The following is a 20278-nucleotide window of genomic DNA, read 5'->3' as shown; positions in this document are numbered from 1 at the left end:
ACAAAAACTATAAACCATTTAATTCTGGTTTCCCATCATTTTTCCAATTGATCTTAATAATCACAGAATTCACTAATAATTAAATACCATTTAGATGAAAAAAAAATTATCACTAATACTATTTCTTTTATCATGCTGTACTGTTACTGTTTTATCTCAGAATAAAAAACCAAACATTGTACTGATACTGGCTGATGATCTGGGCTATGGAGATGTGGGTTTTAATGGGCAGAAACTGATTAAAACGCCAAATCTGGATCGATTAGCAAAGGATGGAATTACATTAAAACAATTTTATGCCGGCACTGCGGTATGTGCTCCATCAAGGTCCTCCTTAATGACTGGTAAACATACAGGGCATACTTTTATTCGTGGTAATTTGGGTGTTGAACCCGAAGGACAGTATCCAATACCCGATACAATTGTAACGCTGGCTGAAGTATTAAAGAAAAGTGGATATAAAACAGCTGCCTACGGCAAATGGGGACTTGGGCCTGTTGGATCAGAGGGAGATCCAAACCGACAGGGATTTGATCATTTCTTTGGTTATAACTGCCAGTCACTGGCACATCGATACTACCCTGAGCATTTATGGAACGATCAGGAGAAAGTATTACTGAAAGAAAATAGCAAATTAGAATCCCCTAAACAATACGCATCTGACTTAATCCAGGAACAGGCATTAGCATTTATTGAAAAGAATAAGAAAGAGCCTTTTTTTCTTTTTTTGCCTTCAATATTACCGCACGCTGAACTTATTGTGCCCAACGATAGCATTTTTCGTTATTATAAAGGAAAGTTTGCTGAAAAAACTTTTAAAGGTTTTGACTACGGAACAAACGCAAAACCTACAGGATATGTTTCTCAACAATATCCTCACGCCACATTTGCAGCAATGGTAACCCGTTTAGATCTTTATGTTGGACAGGTTGTTGCTAAATTAAAGGAATTAGGACTAGAAGAAAATACACTCATTATATTTACCAGTGATAATGGCCCTCACAAAGAAGGTGGCGCAGATCCTGAATTTTTCAACAGCGCAGCAGGTTTCCGGGGCATTAAACGTGATTTATATGAAGGAGGTATCAGGGTTCCTTTTGTGGCCAAATGGCCGAAAGTTATTAAGGCTGGCCAAAGCAGTGATTTCACAGGCGCTTTTTGGGATATCATGCCTACTCTATCAGAAATCACAGGAAGTAAAAATCCTCAAAATGTTGACGGAATTTCTTTTACTAATACCCTTATGGGCCGTAAAAACCAAAACACTCATAAATACCTTTACTGGGAGTTTCATGAAGGAGGAGGCAAACAAGCGGTTCGTTATGGAAATTGGAAAGGAATCCGACTGAACGTTTTAAAAGATAAAAACGCAGTAATTGAATTGTATGATCTTAGTTCCGATCCTCAGGAAAAATATGATATTGCACTAAAACACCCTGATATAGCTAAAAAAATTGCTCTCTTTATGAATGAAGCTCACACAGAAAGTCAAATATTCCCCTGGTAGAATTTATGTTTATAATGTTACACAGGGATAATTTGCTATTTAACAAAAAAAAATGTTTTTAGATCTTTTTAGGAGATTTTAATTCAACAATTAAAAATTAATTTCTTAATTGTTAACTAGTTTAAAAATTAACAAAATCACAATCAAATTATTAGAGACGTACTGGCTCATTTAAAAAATATTTATTTAAAGAATCTTATTTGTATTTAATCTAAATAAGTTTAGATTTGCAGTCTTAAAAATAAATAACCGCCATGAAGTTTACGTTCTCATTAATGCTGCTTGCCGTTTTTAATATTGGCCTGGCACAAAACGCCAAAATCACCGGAAAAATTGTTTCCGAAAATAATGAAGCTGTTTCCTACGCTTCTGTCTCCATAAAAAGCCTTAAAAAAAATACTGTTTCTGATGATAAGGGAAATTTTGAAATCTCTAATCTTACCCCTGGAAACTACACTGTTTATTTCTCGGCAATGGGATTTTCTGTTCAGGAAAAAACAATTGAACTTCATGAAAATGAAAATCTCGAAGTTTCGATAGTTTTACAGGAAAACGTAAATACGCTGCAAACTGTAGAAATTACAGGACGTAAGGAGAAATCCTACCGAAACACAAAATCTTTTATTGGTGCCAAAACAGAAATCGCCTTAAAAGATTTACCACAAGCCGTTTCCTATGCTACCAAAGAATTAATTGCCGATCAGGGCGCTATCCGCGTAGGCGAAGTTGTAAAAAACTTCAGCGGGGTGAGCCAGTTTACTTTTTATGATGATATTTCGATTAGAGGTTTTAGAATCAACGGAGGAAGCAACACGCAATTGCTTAATGGTATGCGAACGTCTACAGGATTCTGGAAACAGCCGCTTGCTAATTATCTGGAGCGTGTTGAAGTTTTAAAAGGGCCTTCATCTGCTTTGTTTGGAAATGCTTCTCCTGGAGGAGTCATTAACAGAGTTACCAAAAAACCTTTGGATCAGGCTGCAAACAGCGTGAGTTTTTCTACCGGAAGTTTTAATACTTTACGCGCTTTAGCCGATTTTACAGGACCCTTGACTGAGGATAAATCGCTCTTATATCGATTGAATTTGGGTTATGAAAATGCAAATTCTTTTAGGGATTTACAATTCGACAAAAATATTGTCCTTGCTCCTTCCCTGTCTTTTCTTCCAAATGATAAAACGAGTGTGAATTTTGATCTGATTTATACAAGCTCAAAAAGCATATTGGACCGTGGACAATCGACTTATGAAAATAATTTATACTCTACCAAAATATCCAATTCATTAAATTCTACCAACGATTATTTAAATGAAGAAACTTATATTGTAACGACTTCCTTAAATCATCAATTTACAGATCGTTTGTCCTTTTCAGGATCATATATCCGCACGGGTTATACAGAAGATCTTTTGGAACACCGCGGTGCCAATAAATATGCGTCGGCCGGTGATGGATCTACGATTCCGACTTCTATAGAAATGCAGGTTTTTATGCGAAAACGTAAACGTTATATCGATAATCTTTCGACATTTTTTAAATACGAAGCCAAAACCGGAGCATTAGACCATAACCTGATTTTGGGTTACGATTATGCACAGGAGGAAGTTCCTGCCGGAGGTTCACAATTGCAGGCTACAGGATATAGAAATGCTGCAAATACAGGATCGATTGCAACGTATAATCCGGCCAATAAAGCTAATTATTTATTGGATAGCAAAGGTAATCCGGTGCCAAACGTGGCGCATTTTGACTTGACAAATCCATCCGGATCACAGCAGTTAAAAGACATGAGCAAGTATTTTTATGCAGCCCGTCCTTTTGATCCTACTTTTTACTCTTTATACGGAGTTTATCTTCAGGACCATATTAAGTTTGGTGCATTTCAGGCTTTAATTGGAGTGCGTTACGACGAATACAGCGATAAGGAAAACTACAAAAAAACGAATGAAAACAAAGTAAAACAACATTCCTTTCTACCTCGTTTTGGACTTACATATACTGTTAATCCAAACATTAACTTGTACGGAACTTACGTAAAAGGATACAACCCACAAACTGCTTCTTCTTTATCAAATCCAAATGCGGGAGGCCCTTTTGATCCGTTAGAAAGTAATATGATCGAGTTTGGAGGAAAATCTTCATGGTTTAAAGAGAAACTTTTTGTAACGGTTGCCCTTTTCAAAATTCAGCAGAAAAACACTTTATATCCGGCAAACGATACTACAAATCCTGATTTAATGCGTGCTATAGGTGAAGAAGAATCAAAAGGTATTGAAATTGATGTGAACGGAAATATTACACGAAACTGGAGTGTATCTGCCGCTTATTCTTATAATGAAGCTGCAATTTCTGAAAGCCCGATTGAATCTGAAATTGGAAGACAAAAACCAAATACTCCACGCCAGCAAGGTAATTTATGGACACGTTATAATTTTACAGACGGAGCTTTGAAAGATTTTGGATTAGGTTTTGGAAGCAATTTTGCAACCACCCGTACACTTAGCCAAACTGACCAGCAGACACTTCCTGGCTACACTTTATTTAATGCGGCATTATATTACAGCATTAACAAATTTAAAATTCAGGTGAATGCCAATAACATATTGAATAAAACTTACTGGGTTGGTGGTTATGATTATATTCGTTTGTTTCCCGGCGCACCTTCAAACTGGCTTTTAACCCTTGGATATTCCTTTTAAAAACCTTTAATTATATTTGGGACAATTTTCTCCTCTTCTATGAATAAAACATTGAAAAAAAATATTGGCTTTTTACATTTATGGCTCGGACTTTCGTCCGGGCTTATTGTATTTATTGTGGCGCTTACCGGAAGTATTTTAGTTTTTGAAGAAGAAATTGATGCTTTTGTCAATCCTGAATTTTATCAGGTTTCGACTATCGGAACAAAAAAATTACCGGTTGATGTTTATGTAAATACCATTCAGAAAAAATATAAAATCACTCAGTTAGATCGTATTCAAACGTATGAAGATTCTCAAAGAACTGTAATTGTTTCCGGAACTGATGCCGATAAAAACGATCAGATTTTCTCTGTAGATCCTTACACCGGAAAGGTATTGGCCTCAATTCCTGAAAAAAGCAGGTTTTTTTCTGTAGTACTGGATCTGCATCGTCACTTAATTTTGGGGGAAGCCGGAAAATTTATTACCGGATGCAGTTGTCTTATTTTTGCTTTTATGCTTATCTCAGGTCTTATTTTATGGTGGCCGAAAAAAATAAAAAACCTAAAACAAAGATTAACCATAAAATGGAGCGCCTCTTTTAAAAGAGTCAATTGGGATTTTCATTCGAATTTTGGTTTCTACAGCTTTTTATTTCTTTTGATAATATCGCTGACCGGGCTAACCTGGTCTTTTAAATGGTTTGAAAGCAGTATCTATTTACTCGCAGACGGAACCACAAAAAAGCCTTCAGCAAAAGTTGAAAATCCAACAAAAGTCGATCCTAACATTGACAAAACATATTTTTACCAAAAAATATTTTCAAAAACCGACAGGATTTATAAATATAAGGGAGATACTCAAATCAGAATCCCATCTGACACCATAAACAGTATCATGGTGATTAAACTCAACCTTGAAAAATCGATTCCAAATATTTCAAGTATGGCTTATTTTGATAAATATACGGGAGAGCTTTTAAAAACAAGACCTTACGAATCTTTTAGCAACGGCGATAAAGTGCGCCGTCTTATTTATCCTATTCATACAGGAAGCATTTATGGTTATCCAACAAAAATCCTGGCCTTTTTGGTCTGCCTTTTTGCTTCGACACTGCCTATCACGGGTTTAATAATATGGCTGGGAAGGAAAAAAAAGAAAAAAAATAAGTAGCGATATCATTGTAATTGAGAACAGGAAAGTTCAAACCGCTTATTATAGCAGATAATTCAAAAACGTCAATTTTTATTTGTTGTTTCATTTTATCCAGCCGACCGTTTTTTTCCATTCTTCAATTTCCTTCTTTCTTTTTTCAAAGTCTGGCGGAGGTGATTGATTTTCGTTTTTCGCCTGTTTTCTTATAATTTCTGTTTGCTCTTCAAGAGTATTAAGTCCGATTGCTTTTCTTCTTTCATTTACTTTGGTTATATGATCAAAAAGATTTGGGCTTAAATTTCCATATTCATCCCAATCAAATTGAGTTCCGTAAAGTTGCGGCTTACCTTCAAATACTGCTATTCGATCAGTAAGATAGGCCAAATATTTTGGGTCTGCTTTATTTTCACTAACCGCACTTTCCAGTAGTTTTGCACACTTTTTCATAAATACTGGTTGTCCAATTGAATGTTGTATGACCAGCCAGGTCGCTTCGTTTGCTTCTTTACCAACTTTATCTATTGTTGGATAACCTATAGTGTCAATTATGTCGTTTAATATTTTTGCATTTCTGTTATGCAATTCTTTCATTTCTTCATTGTACCCTTCGCTAAGTTGTCCGCTTTTTACAAGTTTATCCCTTAACACCAAGTCTGCGTTTTTCAGGTCAATTATTTTTTTAGCAATGCTTTTATAATCCATTTTGATATCATTTAATTATGGCAATCTATCTTCCCAAAAAAATAATCACTAACGTTCTTTTACTACAGCGGGTTTAGGACTAAATTAAGACCATTCTCCGAATTTGCCAAATTTTATCACAAACACAAAACCACTTTACATTAAAACAAATAACAGATTAGAACCACTAAAAAAGTCCTAACTTTCATTAGGACTTTTTTTTATAGCTAAATTTTAATGTTGAAAATTCGGATTCTAAAACTATAGCAGAACCGTTATCTTATTTTATAAGTACACTCTGATATTTAGATATATCTTTTAAAACAATACCTGTACCTCTAACTACTGCTCTTAAAGGGTCTTCTGCAATAAAAACCGGTAAATCTGTTTTCTGCGAAAGCCTTTTATCAAGACCGCGAAGCAGTGCGCCTCCTCCTGCAAGATACAATCCTGTGTTATAAATATCAGCTGCAAGTTCCGGCGGTGTTATTGAAAGTGTTACCATAAGAGCATCTTCAATTCTTTGTATTGATTTGTCTAGAGCTCTTGCAATTTCGCGATAACTAACCTTAACTTCCTTAGGTTTTCCGGTTAAAAGATCCCTTCCGCGAACTGTTATGTCGTCAGGAGCATCCTCAAGTTCCTCTATGGCGGCACCAACATCAATTTTTATTATCTCTGCGGTTGCATCTCCAATATATAAATTATGATGCGTTCTCATATAATATAAAATATCGTTGGTAAAAACATCTCCCGCAATTTTTAAAGAGCTATCGCAAATTATGCCTCCCAGAGCAATAACCGCAATTTCGGTAGTTCCACCGCCAATATCTACTATTACGTTTCCCTTGGGAAGCATAACATCTAATCCAATCCCAATTGCAGCCGCCATAGGTTCGTGAATTAAAAATACTTCCTTACCATTTACACGTTCGCAGGATTCCTTTACAGCTCTCATTTCTACCTCAGTTATACCGCTTGGAATACAAACTACCATTCGCAGTGCAGGAGTAATAAAACTTCTTTTTAATTCAGGTATATTTTTGATAAACCAGTTGATCATTTTTTCTGAAGCATCAAAATCTGCAATAACACCGTCTTTAAGAGGTCGGATTGTCTTAATATTTTCATGCGTCTTGCCCTGCATTAAACTCGCTTCTTTACCAACAGCAATAATTTTTCCGTTTCTAATATCTCTCGCCACAATTGAAGGACTGTCTACCACTACTTTTCCATTATGAACTATTAAAGTATTTGCCGTTCCTAAATCCATCGCTATTTCCACTATCATAAAATCAAATAAGCCCATATATAGTATTGTTTTATTTAAACAACGCTTAATAGTAATGTTTTATTCTCTATTAATAAAAAATTCAAATATATTTTGCTTTCAGATTACTGAAAGTAAATAAAATCTTAATTATAATGTGTTTTTACGGTTTCAAACTGCGATAATCATTTTGCAATAAATGATAATCATATAACCAGATCATCCAATCATATAAAGTGAAAATGTTTTTTTAGCAATAATTTTAATTAATTATAAACATAGAAATCATTAAAAAATAAAAATATGGAAAACTTAATCAATCAGGAGAATCTTGAAGACATCAGGGAATTAATAGAATCTAAAATTGCGGATGTTCCCGGAGAAGTAATACTTTTTGGAGCAATTGGCGCTTTACTCTTATCTTCTTATCTAAATAAAACAGGCCACACGCAGGCGGGCTCCATAGTAGGAAAATTGTCTATTCCGATAATAGGAATAGGACTTGCCAAATATAAAGATGTTATAAAATCAGAAATTGAAAATTATCAGACAACAACGCAGGAAAACTTATACGAAAAATTCTAATCCACGGATAATTTTAGTTTCCTTAATTTTTTGTCTTATCAAGATATTATATGTCAAAAAAGCCTCCACACAAATAAGTATGGAGGCTTTTATTTTGTCTTTGGATTTCTAAAAAAATTATCTTCCTCGCTTTTATCAATTCATTGAAAATTGCATTCAAAACCTTTAATAGCAATCTCTTTGTTGATTTAAAGACCTGCAAATACATCATTTGTTTTACAAAATGCTTCAAATCTTGTACTATCGACACTACTGTAAAAGTACATTTACAACCTATTTTAAAAAATTCGATGCTAACTAAAATACAATGATGAAAAGACCAATTAAAAAATATGCCTTTTTACTGCTAATCGTTTTTGGAAACGGATATGCACAATCAAAAAAACATCTGGATACCAATAAACCAATTGAAGAGCGAATTTCGCTTTTGATGAAAGAAATGACATTGGAAGAAAAAGTAGGGCAAATGAATCAATATAATGGTTCATGGGATGTTACAGGCCCAAAACCCGAATCAGGTTCTAATGAAGAAAAATACAATAATATAAAGAAAGGACTGGTAGGTTCTATGCTAAGTGTACGAGGCGTTAAAGAAGTAAGAGCCGTACAAAAAATGGCTGTTGAAGAAACCCGTCTTGGGATTCCGTTACTTTTTGGTTTTGATGTGATACATGGTTATAAAACTCTCAGCCCTATCCCATTGGCAGAAGCCGCAAGCTGGGATTTGGAAGCCATTAAAAATTCGGCGCATATTGCTGCTATTGAAGCTTCTGCTTCCGGATTAAACTGGACTTTTGCACCTAATGTAGATATTTCGAATGATGCAAGATGGGGACGCGTAATGGAAGGTGCCGGAGAAGATCCTTATCTGGGCAGTAAAATTGCTACCGCTCGTGTTAAAGGGTTTCAGGGAGAGAGCTTAAGTGCTAATACGGCTATTATTGCCTGCGCCAAACATTTTGCAGGTTACGGTTTTGTAGAAGCAGGCAGGGAATACAATAGTGTCGACATGAGTAATTCTAAGTTATACAATAGTGTATTACCGCCTTTTAAAGCAACTGTCGATGCTGGAATTCGTACTTTCATGAATTCATTTAATACATTAAACGGAGTTCCGGCAACCGGAAATAGTTTTTTGCAAAGAGACATTTTAAAAGGAGCCTGGAAATTTGATGGTTTTGTAGTTTCTGACTGGGCTTCGATAGGCGAAATGATTACCCACGGTTACGCAGCCGATGCCGCAGATGCCGCTCAAAAAGCCGCTATTGCAGGTTCTGACATGGATATGGAATCAAGTGTTTATGTAACAGAATTGGCGAAGCTGGTAAAAAAAGGTGTGGTAAAAGAAAGTGTGGTCGACGATGCTGTTCGTAGAATTTTGAGAGTAAAATTTGAATTAGGATTGTTTGATAATCCATACAAATATTGTAATGAAGCCCGTGAAAAATCAAGTATTGGAAACAAGGCTAATAATGATGCTGTTTTGGATATGGCTAAAAAATCAATTGTTTTATTGAAGAATAATAAAAACCTGCTGCCATTAAAAAAAGAAGGAGTAAAAATCGCTTTAATTGGTGCTTTGGCAAATGATAAAACCAGTCCGCTAGGAAGCTGGAGAATTGCCGCTGATGATAATACAGCAATATCGGTTCTTGAAGGAATGCAGCAATATAAAAACAATCCTTTAGTTTATGAAAAAGGAACTGATGTGGCTTTAAACAAACAAGTATTTGTTGATGAAGTAAAAATTAATACAACTGATTTTTCCGGATTTGAAGCCGCTAAAAAGGCAGCCAAACAAGCAGAAGTTGTGGTAATGGTTTTAGGAGAAATTGGTTTTCAAAGTGGTGAAGGACGCAGTAGAACCGAATTGGGTTTGCCTGGAAATCAGCAGCAATTATTGGAGGAAGTTTACAAAGTAAATCGTAATATCGTTTTGGTTTTAAATAACGGGCGTCCGCTGGCATTACCGTGGGCAGCAGAAAATATTCCTGCTATTGTTGAAGCGTGGCAGTTAGGCACCCAATCCGGAAATGCAATTGCACAGGTTTTGTACGGAGATTATAACCCAAGTGGCAAGCTGACAATGTCATTTCCAAGAAACGTTGGGCAATGTCCAATTTATTACAATTTGTACAATACAGGACGACCAACTAATAAAGATCAAAACGCTTTTTGGTCCCATTATATTGATGTCGAAAAAACACCATTATATCCTTTTGGTTATGGATTAAGCTATACTTCTTTCGAATATAAAAATCTGAAATTAGCAAAAACTTCTTTCCAGAAAGGAGAAAAAATTGAACTAAGTGTTGATGTTACCAATACAGGAAATTTTGATGGAAAAGAAGTGGTTCAATTGTATATAAATGATGTCGCTGCCAGCGTGGTTAGACCCGTAAAGGAATTAAAAGGTTTTGAACTTATTGCATTAAAAAAAGGAGAAACGAAAACCGTTCATTTTACCTTAACCGACAAGGAGCTTGGTTTTTATGACAACAATGGTAAATTTTTGACAGAAGCTGGTTTGTTTAATGTTATGATTGGCTGGAATTCTAATGAAGGTCTTAGCACTAAATTCGAACTAAAATAAATGCTAACAAACTTAAAAACAAAAAGATAATCTTGATTGTTTGATTTATTTTTAAGCAATTTACAGCCTGAGTACGATTAATCCTTTTGAGGTGATTAATCTGCTCAGGTTTTTAGCAATATGGTAAATCTGGATAAAAAAAGTAAGTGTTCTGTTTAGTTTTATTAATATTGTTTTGGATATGATTAACCCATTGGCTGAAATGCATAAAAATTTAATTAAACACATAGAAACATAGATTTTATGATTTTGAAAAAGTAAATCCAAAAGAAACTTGTTTCTCACACATAGTCCCGATAGCTATTGGGATTAATGCAAGTGAAACGCCTTTTTTTTGTTCAATAATTCTATGTTTCTATGTGTTAAAATAATTACACCCAAGGGGTTGATTAAATCATCAATTATAAATTTTATTTCAAATAGAATTAATAAATATTAAAATGTAAATGAAAAATATCAAATATATTCTTCTGTGCTTTTTTGGTCTTGTAAATTGTTTGTTTTCTCAGGATAAATTTGAAAACTACCAATTTAGAAGCATACAGGAAACTACTTCAAAAAGGGCTATTTCTTCTATCATTCAGGATCACAATGGTTTTATTTGGATAGGTACAAACGGCGCAGGATTATATCGATATGATGGGGTAAATTATTTTGGATATAAACATGATAAAAAACCGGGATCCGTAAACAGTAATTTTATTTATGCCACTTTTATTGATTCTAAAAATAACCTATGGATTGGTACAGATGAAGGCTTGTGTTTGTACAATCGGGATCTGGATAATTTTACTAAAATCAATATTCAGGATGCAATTGTAAAAGGATACGAACAGCCAATTACCATAAAAACTATTATTGAAGATAACAACGGCGACATACTTTTAGGTGCGTATGGTTTTGGATTATTTAAAGTAAATGCAAAAACCCTGAAAACGTCTTTAGTGCACTCAAAAGTTCTCGAAAAACCAAACTTTTTAATCAAATGTTCCGTAAAAAACAAACAGGGAATTATTTATTTAGGAACCAGTTACGGACTTTTAGAGATCGATCTAAACGGAAAAGTAAAGCAGGTTTATAAAGACAAGTTTAAAAGAGAACCATTATTAGATGATATTGAAAGTGTTGTTATAGACAAATTTGGATATTTATGGCTGGGAACGACTGAAAATGGACTGATAAAAATTAAACCCGAAACGGATAACTATCAATTTGAGAATTTTTTTATTACCAAAAATAAAATCTTATCGATTATACAAAGTAGTCAGGATTATATACTTTGCGGCACCGAAAATGATGGTTTATTAGTTGTAAATTATAAAGGAGAAGTACTGCAAAAATACCTGCACAGCAAATACAATAATTTTAGTTTAAAGTCGAATTCTGTATGGTCATTATACGAAGACAAAGAAAAAAGACTTTGGTTAGGGTATTTCAATAAAGGACTTGGTGTATTTGATAAGCCTAATAATAAATTCAATTCACTTGAGTCGCTTGTTAATAATGATAATTCGCTACAGACTAGTTATGTAACTTCAGTTATAAAAGATAAAAAAGGCAATCTGATCATCAGTAACGAAGGCGGCGGACTTGATATTTATAATCTTTCGGCTAAAAGTTATATTCATGTCAACAAAAACAATCAAAGTTATTATTCCGGTCTGGATGCTGTTGATATTCAGACTATTTTCATAGATAGTAAACAAAATATCTGGGTAGGAAGCTGGGATCGCGGCATCTATTTTTTGAAAAATGGAACTACCCGATTCATAAACTACAATACGACAAATACAGCTGGATTGAAATCGAACAGGATTTTTAGTTTTTCTGAAGATTCCGGAGGCCGAATCTGGATTGGAACTTTCATAAAAGGACTTCATTATTTTGACAATAAGACCAACACATTCGTGCATTGTAACACTAAACCATTTGCAGACAACTCTTTAAACGAAGCCTTTATTCGCAAAGTTTTTGTTGACTCTGATAATATTTTATGGGTGGGAACAATATTAGGGCTATATCAGGTACACTTAAATGCCGATTCCAGTTTTAGAGTGATAAATATGCGCGATGAAATGTTTAGGGATAAAACAAAATATAGCGGTATTCAGACCATTTTATCCATTTATGAGTCCAACGATAAAAAAATATGGATCGGTACAGATGGCGAAGGATTGTTTAGTTACAATAAAAAAAATAAGGTATTTTCTAATTATGATGATTTTCCGGGTTTTGAAGAAAAATCAGTTCGCGCTATTATTTCTGACAACAATGGATCATTATGGATAAGCGGTGGATCCGGTTTGACAAAACTCGATTTTATAAACAAACAAAGCACCAATTTCAATAAAGATGATGGTCTTATTGACAACGATTTTAATAATAATGCCGTCTTTAAAGATGGAAATGGCGAACTGTATTTTGGTGGTTATGAAGGCGTAAACTATTTTAACCCTAATGAAATCAAAAAAACAGAAAAAGCGCCAAGGCTGTATTTTAGTGATTTCAAATTATTTAATAAATCTGTAAAACCAAATGAAGAGAGTTCGCCTTTAACCAAGGTAATTTCGCAGACAAAAGAAATTATTCTCAATCATGCACAATCGGTTTTTACGATCGAATATGTGGGGATAAACTATAATTATTCTAAAAAAAACCAATACGCCTATTATCTTGAAGGTTTTGAGAAAGACTGGAATTATGTAGACAATAACAGAACGGCTACGTACACCAATCTTGAGCCTGGTAATTATGTTTTTAAAGTAAAATCGGCCAATGCAGATGGTTCCTGGAGCGATGTTCAGTTAGAATTAAAAATAAAAATTCTTCCTCCGTGGTGGAAAACCATTTGGGCTTATTTAATATACGCCTCAATTTTAGTTTTTATGATTATATATTTCAACAAAATTTATCAAAATCGTTTTAAAGCCAGACAATCCATCATTTTAGAAAGAGAAAAAACGATTCAGTTAGAGAAGTTAAACAATAAAAAATTACAGTTTTTTACCAATATTTCGCATGAATTCAGAACACCATTAACCTTAATTATCAACCCTCTCGAAGATATTTTAAGAAGTAAGAATGTATCAAGAGAAATACATAATAAATTAAAAACGGTACATAAAAGCTCAGACAGGCTTTCGTGGCTTATCAACGAGCTTATGGATTTTAATAAATTAGAGTTCAACAAAATTTTCCTTCAGGTTAAAAAAATTGAAGTGATTGCTTTTGTAAAAGAAATTATAGGCTATTTTGATGAGGAAGCAGCTGCGAGAAACATAACTATTGATTTTGAGCCCTCAATTGAAGAGCTTGAAGATTGGTTAGATCCAAAAATGCTGGAAAAAATAATATTCAATATCATCTCAAACGCTTTTAAATTTACTCCTGATGATGGTTTTATTACTGTTGCTATCGATAAATTAGATGAGAATAGTTCCTTAATAATTAATGAAAGTAAGGTTCCCTCCTTTTCAATAACCATTACAGATACAGGTTCTGGAATCTACAAAGAGGATTTGAAAAGAATTTTTGATCGCTTTTATCAGGTTAATAACCTCAACAAAGATTACTACGGAAGCACCGGAATTGGCTTAGAGGTTGTAAAAGAATTTGTTGAGCTTCATAAAGGAAAAATTGATGTGGAAAGTACACCGGGAGAAGGAACAAAATTCGTGGTAATATTTCCTTTAGGCAACTCTTTTTATAAGGAAAATGAAGTAGTGAATGAAGTTTTTGAAATAGAAAAAAATAAAAATAAGTTTTTGTTTGAATCGAATAAATATCAGGAAGATGATGAAGAGATTCCTGAAGAGCCAACGAAAGAAATGGAAGCAGATACTGCAAAAGCCTATACCGTTTTGATTGTTGAAGACAATCTTGAATTACGAAATTATCTAAAAACGGAACTGAGTAAACTATATAAAGTCATTACAGCCGAAAACGGAAAAAAAGGTTACGAACTGGCCGTTCAGAAATTACCGGATATTATAATTACTGATGTTATTATGCCGGTAATGGACGGCTTACAGTTGTGTAAAAATATAAAGGGAGATTTAAAAACAAGTCATATTCCGTTATTAATGCTTTCTGCAAAAGCGATGGTACATGACAGGATTGAAGGAATAGATTCTGGTGCTGATATGTATTTGAGCAAACCATTTGAATTAGATATTTTAAAATCCAGTCTGGCGCAGCTTATTACAAGCAGACAAATAATGTTTAAGAAATTTTATACCGGCATCACAAAAGATGGAAAGGAAAAAACAACTTCATTAGACAATGATTTCATTCAAAAAATTCTTCATTTTATTAATGAAAACCTCAGCGAATCTGACTTAAGTGTGGAATTGCTTTCTTCTAAAGTTTTCCTGAGCAGGAGCCAATTGTATCGAAAAATAAAAACGCTAACGGGTGTTTCTGTAAATGAGTTTATTAGAAATGTACGATTAGAAAAAGCAAAACAATTGCTCGAACAAGGCAATAATACGATTAATATCAATGAAATTAGTTATAAAGTAGGATTCACCTCTCCTTCTTATTTTGCCAAATGTTATAAACTTAAATACGGACATTTGCCTACGCAGGAAACGGGATCTAAGAAATAGAGGAAAGAATATAGAGGAAAGAATATAGAGGAAAGAATATAGAAGAAAGAATATAGATGGAAGATGGAAGATGAAAGATTCTTTAAAGCTCGTATAATTTTACAAGCCTCGATTTTAAGTCGGGGCTTTTTTTTGTCAGCATCTTTTTAAAAAATTACTTTTTTGAATTTTGCTTAAACTTGTTATTTTAATAAAAATACTACAATATAATTTCGCAAAATATATTTTAAAGTATAATTTTTTGCCAATACTTCACTGGTTATTTAAGGGTTTTTATGTGTTATTCATTAAATGCAGAGGGTTGAAATGCGGTTTTGCATCAAATGATGCATGATTTGCTTCATCTGTTCTACACTTGGACTGCTCAAGATTTTACTTTCGTTAAGAAATATTTAAGAAATAGTTTTATATCACAACTCAAATAATAAGCGAGACAAAAACAATCCATTAAATGTTTTTTACAAACTAAAATAACTAATTATTTAACTCAGTCTAACAACCAAATTTTATGCAGAAAAGAACATTAAAAAAACTATTGTGTTTAATAGTGTGTATGTGGGGAAATTTTTTCTTTGCTCAAACTGTTAAAGGTAAAGTAACATCAGGCGGAACCAGTCTGCCGGGTGTTAGCGTAATAGTACAAGGAACAAAAAATGCAACCGTTACCGATTTCGACGGTAGTTTTGTCTTAAACAATGTCGAACCAACAGCTTCATTGCTTTTTAGTTATGTTGGATATAAAAATTTAATACTACCCGCAAAACCAGTCATGCAAGTGGTCATGGTCAATGATCTGGAAAAATTAAATGAAGTTGTTGTAATAGGATACGGAACTTCAAAAAGAAAAGATATAAACGGTGCTGTTTCATCTATTAAAGCTTCTGAAATTCAGGACAAACCGTTTACTTCTATCGATCAGGCTCTTGTGGGTAAGGCTGCAGGTGTAAACGTTACTCAAAATTCTGGTACTCCCGGAGGTGGAATCTCTGTTCAAATTAGAGGAATAACTTCCATTAACGGTAACGAGCCTTTATACGTAATTGACGGAACGCCCGTTTTTGCTGATAAAAACAACGATTCTTTTTCTTTTAGCGCTTTAGGCGGAGGAAACGGACAAACTAAAAACTCGGCTTTATCAGGTTTGAATATTTCGGATATCGAAACTATTGATATTTTAAAAGATGCATCGGCAACGGCTATATATGGTGCAAATGGTGCAAATGGTGTCGTTTTGATTACAACCAAAAAGGGAAAAAAAGGAAAATCAAAGTTTGCTTATGAAACCTATTTAGGTACTCAGCAGGTAACCAATACTGTTGATGTTTTAAACTTACCACAATACGCTGCTTATCAGGCAAAAATTTTCAAATTAAATGGCGAGCCTGTCCCATATCAATATCAAAAGCCTAATCTATTAGGTAATGGAACAAACTGGCAGGATGAGCTTTTTAGAACTGCTACAATGTACAATCATCAGCTGTCATTCTCTGGTGAAAAAGACGGAACTCGTTATTATACTTCTTTAAATTATTTTGATCAGGAAGGAATTGTTCTAAACTCAGATTTCAACAGATTATCGATGCGCTTAAATGTAGATTCTAATGTGAAATCCTGGCTAAAAATTGGTAATAACTTATCTGTCAGTAAGTCGTCTCAACAAGTAGTAAGAAACGATGACAGAGGTGGTTTAGTAATGAATACTTTAAGACAATCGCCAGAATTACCGGTTAGATATGCCGATGGCTCTTATGCGGGACCAACAAGTGGTTTAGGATCTTCGGCAAATGAAGCAACCAACCCAATAGCTTTGTCGGAATACAATAATTCAACTACAGAAAGATTTAAAATTAACGGTAATTTATTTGCTGATTTCACGATTATCAAAGGATTGGTTTTTAGATCTGAATTAGGATATGACCTTAATTTTTCAAAAAGCAGTGCTTTTGCACCTAAATACACTTTAGGAAATGTGTCTGAACTTTTAAACAAATCTTTCAAACAGCAGGATCAAAGTTATTATTGGAATATTAAAAACTACCTGACTTATAATAAAGCGCTAAATGAAAATCACAATTTTACTTTTTTATTAGGTCAGGAAGCTCAGGAAAGCCGCTATGAATATTTAAGCGGTTACAGAACGGGTGAGTTTTTAAATAGGGATTTTACGAACTTAAACATTGGCGATATTGATACTGCACTTAACGGAAATGGTTCTGGCAGATGGTCGATGGCATCTTATATTTCGAGATTAAACTATAGCTTTTCTGATAGATATTCTTTCTCTGCGTCTTTAAGAGCAGATGCTTCGTCAAACTTTGGACCTAATAACAAATGGGGATATTTTCCATCATTTTCAGGAGGATGGACAGTAAGTAACGAGAAGTTCTTTGAGCCTTTGTCAAATACTGTAAACTATTTAAAATTCAGGGCAGGTTACGGTCTGGTGGGAAATCAAAATATTCCGGCAAACAGGTATCAAACCATACTATCGTTACTTTCATCTCCGTTTGGAGGTGTGTCGCCAACAATTGATAATTTAGGTAATCCGGATATTAAATGGGAATCTCTTAAATCTTTCAATGCCGGTTTTGAATTAGGATTATTTGATAACAGAGTAAAAATAGATTTTGATTATTATATTAAGAATTCATCCGATTTCCTGACCAAACAAATCAACGATGAATCGAATCAAAGCGCCCTTAATTACTACCTCAACACAGGCGAAATTGTAACTAAAGGAGTTGAATTTACATTGAATACAAGAAATATTGTTACCGAAAATTTCACGTGGGACAGTACAATTATTTTATCCAAATACAATAATGAGCTGACAAGTTTTCAGGGTCAGGGCAAATCTTTGTTAGGAAAAGTACAATTTGATTTGTACAACGTTACCAGAACTACAGAAGGACAGCCGGTAGGACAATTTTATGGATATGTTACGGACGGATTATTTAAAAATGCTGCCGAATTAGCCGCAGGACCAACTCAGGAAACAGGAACCGGAATTGGAGATATTCGTTTTAAAGATCTTAACAGCGATGGAAAAATTGATAGTAAAGATCAAACAGCCATAGGAGATGCAATTCCTGATTTTACGTATGCCTTTACCAATAATTTTAAATACAAAAATATCAGTTTATCTGTTGTTTTAACAGGAAGTCAGGGCAACCAGATCTACAACTTTACGCGCCATTATACAGATGGTATTTATCCGGGATTTGGAGATCGTTTCGGAAACGTTAGTACTGAGGCGCTAAAGGCTTTTGAACCTGGAGTAAATGAAAATACAGATGTACCCAGAATTACACTTAACGATCCAAACGGGAATGGCAGAATTTCAAATCGATTTGTTGAAGACGGCTCTTATTTAAGAATTCAGAATGTTTCGCTGAGCTACGATTTACCGGAAAAAATATTCGAAAACTCTATTTTCTCTAAAGTAAGATTGTACGCCAATGTTCAAAATTTATACACGTTTACTAAATACTCCGGTTTTGACCCTGCCCTTGGAAATTTAGATCAAAACATAACCCTGAGCGGTATTGATTTAGGAAGATATCCTGTGCCAAGAACAATTTCTATGGGAGTGAATTTAGAATTCTAAAATTGATAAAAAACACATTTAACTTAATGATTCGTAATCGTTAACATAAAAAAAGTAGTTATGAAAAAACTTTTTAAACTTTTTATGATGGGAATGCTAATACCATTGCTGTCTTTATTTTCCTGTTCAGATGATTTTTTGGATGCACCATCTGAAAATCAATTAACCCCGGCTGATTTACCCGAAGGAGTTACCGCTTTTGACGGAATTGCTGAGAGTTTGTACTTTAAGCCGTGGTTTACTTTTAACGATAAATTCCTGATTGCTGTAGGAGATATGTATGCGGGAAATGCTTTTTCGTTTGATGGTGCGTATGCGCAATTTAAAGATGGCCAGGTAACTTCGCAAAACCCAATCCTGACTGAAGGATACGTTTCGTTATTTTCGGTTGTCGATCAATCTAATAATTTAATGAGTCTGGTTGAAGAAAGAAAAAGCGAATTACCTGAAGAATCTTATAAAAAAGCGATTGCAATATCCAAATTTATGAGAGCCAATGCTTATTTCTATCTCGTACGAACTTTTGGCGCTGTGCCTATTATTAGCAAAGCAGGTTCTGCTGCACAGCCAAAAAGAAATCTCGTTGCTGATGTGTATAAATTTATAAAACAGGATTTGGAATATGCTGTTGAAAATTTACCTGAAAAACCATTAAAAAAGGGGTATGTTACGAAATATGTCGCTATGGGTATTCTTGCAAAAGTGCATTTAACCTTAAATGAATATGCAGAAAGTTCAGCCTTAACCCAGCAAATTATTGGAAACCAATATAAGTTAATCCAGGAATACGGAAACTTATTTAGCAGCCCTGAAAATAATAACAGCGCAGAGAGTATGTTTGCCCTGCAATGGAAAGCGATTGCTACAGAATGGGGAACACAAAACACGAATCAGGCCTATATAGTTCCGGGAGGTACAGGAATAACAGGTGGCGGTGATGGCTGGGGAGTTTACCTGCCTTCAATCTCACTACAAGCCGGATTTGAGCCAAAGGATACCAGAAAAAAGAACACGATTATGACAGATGGTGACTTTTATCCTGAATTATTAAAAAATCAAGGTGGTTTCACATACAAAAAAATCCTTTCTTCGACAGGAGCTAATTTCAGAAAATACATTGTAGGTTCTGCCGCCGAAAGAAACGATGTGTTTTTTATGAGAACATCACAAAACACGATTATACTCAGATATTCTGATGTTTTATTAATGCATGCCGAAGCGATTTTGGCCGGAGCAGGTTCAACTACTTCCGAAGCTGCTTTAAGTGCTTTTAATGAAGTAAGATTAAGAGCCGGATTACCAGCTAAAACAATACTTACCAGAGATGATCTGTTTAATGAAAGAAGAGTTGAATTTGCACTTGAAGGACAGTATTTCTTCGATTTAAAACGACGTGGTCTTGCCGAAGCTACAGCTATTATTTCACAGCAGGAAGTTGGTTTTTATTCTGATGATGCCAGAACAGAATTGGTTTCCAGAAAGATAACTCCGGCAAACAATTATTTTGAATTGCCATTACCTCAATCTGCTATTGATACTAATCCATCATTATTAGAACCGCCGGTTCCTTTTAACTTCAATTAATTTTTATA

The 20278-nt window shown here is 34.3% G+C and carries 10 protein-coding genes; 8 read left to right on the top strand and 2 right to left on the bottom strand.

Annotated elements, in window-relative coordinates; all coding sequences use genetic code 11:
- The first annotated feature begins 94 nt into the window (after positions 1-94).
- From SD960_RS23155 to SD960_RS23145, 3 genes are all read left to right on the top strand, one after another.
- Positions 95-1507, top strand: coding sequence for an arylsulfatase (locus SD960_RS23155; RefSeq protein ID WP_318806248.1), 1413 nt, complete (start codon positions 95-97; stop codon positions 1505-1507).
- 254 nt (positions 1508-1761) lie between these two features.
- A complete protein-coding gene (locus tag SD960_RS23150; protein ID WP_318806247.1) occupies positions 1762-4206 on the top strand; it encodes a TonB-dependent receptor in 2445 nt (814 codons plus the stop codon).
- A gap of 51 nt (positions 4207-4257) precedes the next feature.
- Complete coding sequence (locus SD960_RS23145) at positions 4258-5361, top strand: PepSY-associated TM helix domain-containing protein (protein WP_318806246.1); 1104 nt, start codon at positions 4258-4260, stop codon at positions 5359-5361.
- An 84-nt stretch (positions 5362-5445) separates the two neighbouring features.
- Here the strand turns inward: SD960_RS23145 and SD960_RS23140 are convergent, their stop codons facing one another.
- Together SD960_RS23140 and SD960_RS23135 are read right to left on the bottom strand one after the other, a co-directional pair.
- On the bottom strand, positions 5446-6045 hold the full coding sequence (locus tag SD960_RS23140) for a DUF6624 domain-containing protein (protein ID WP_318806245.1): 600 nt from the start codon (positions 6043-6045) through the stop codon (positions 5446-5448).
- A gap of 259 nt (positions 6046-6304) precedes the next feature.
- Positions 6305-7333, bottom strand: a complete 1029-nt coding sequence (locus tag SD960_RS23135; RefSeq protein ID WP_318806244.1) for a rod shape-determining protein — start codon at positions 7331-7333, stop codon at positions 6305-6307.
- Between the two features lie 264 nt (positions 7334-7597).
- Here SD960_RS23135 and SD960_RS23130 point away from each other — a divergent pair, with 264 nt between their 5' ends.
- From SD960_RS23130 to SD960_RS23110, 5 genes are all read left to right on the top strand, one after another.
- Positions 7598-7879 (top strand): hypothetical protein, encoded by a 282-nt coding sequence (locus SD960_RS23130; RefSeq protein ID WP_318806243.1) that lies wholly within the window; start codon positions 7598-7600, stop codon positions 7877-7879.
- A gap of 310 nt (positions 7880-8189) precedes the next feature.
- Positions 8190-10472, top strand: coding sequence for a beta-glucosidase BglX (gene bglX / locus SD960_RS23125; protein WP_318806256.1), 2283 nt, complete (start codon positions 8190-8192; stop codon positions 10470-10472).
- A gap of 446 nt (positions 10473-10918) precedes the next feature.
- A complete protein-coding gene (locus SD960_RS23120) occupies positions 10919-15079 on the top strand; it encodes a two-component regulator propeller domain-containing protein (protein WP_318806242.1) in 4161 nt (1386 codons plus the stop codon).
- A gap of 553 nt (positions 15080-15632) precedes the next feature.
- On the top strand, positions 15633-18686 hold the full coding sequence (locus tag SD960_RS23115) for a TonB-dependent receptor (RefSeq protein WP_318806241.1): 3054 nt from the start codon (positions 15633-15635) through the stop codon (positions 18684-18686).
- 60 nt (positions 18687-18746) lie between these two features.
- The gene (locus SD960_RS23110; protein ID WP_318806240.1) at positions 18747-20270 is read left to right on the top strand and encodes a RagB/SusD family nutrient uptake outer membrane protein; all 1524 of its coding nucleotides are present in this window, start codon (positions 18747-18749) and stop codon (positions 20268-20270) included.
- Positions 20271-20278 lie beyond the last annotated feature (8 nt).

This window comes from Flavobacterium sp. MMLR14_040, assembly GCF_033657265.1.
Classification (GTDB): Bacteria; Bacteroidota; Bacteroidia; order Flavobacteriales; family Flavobacteriaceae; genus Flavobacterium.
This window is presented reverse-complemented; position numbering and strand designations above follow the sequence as displayed.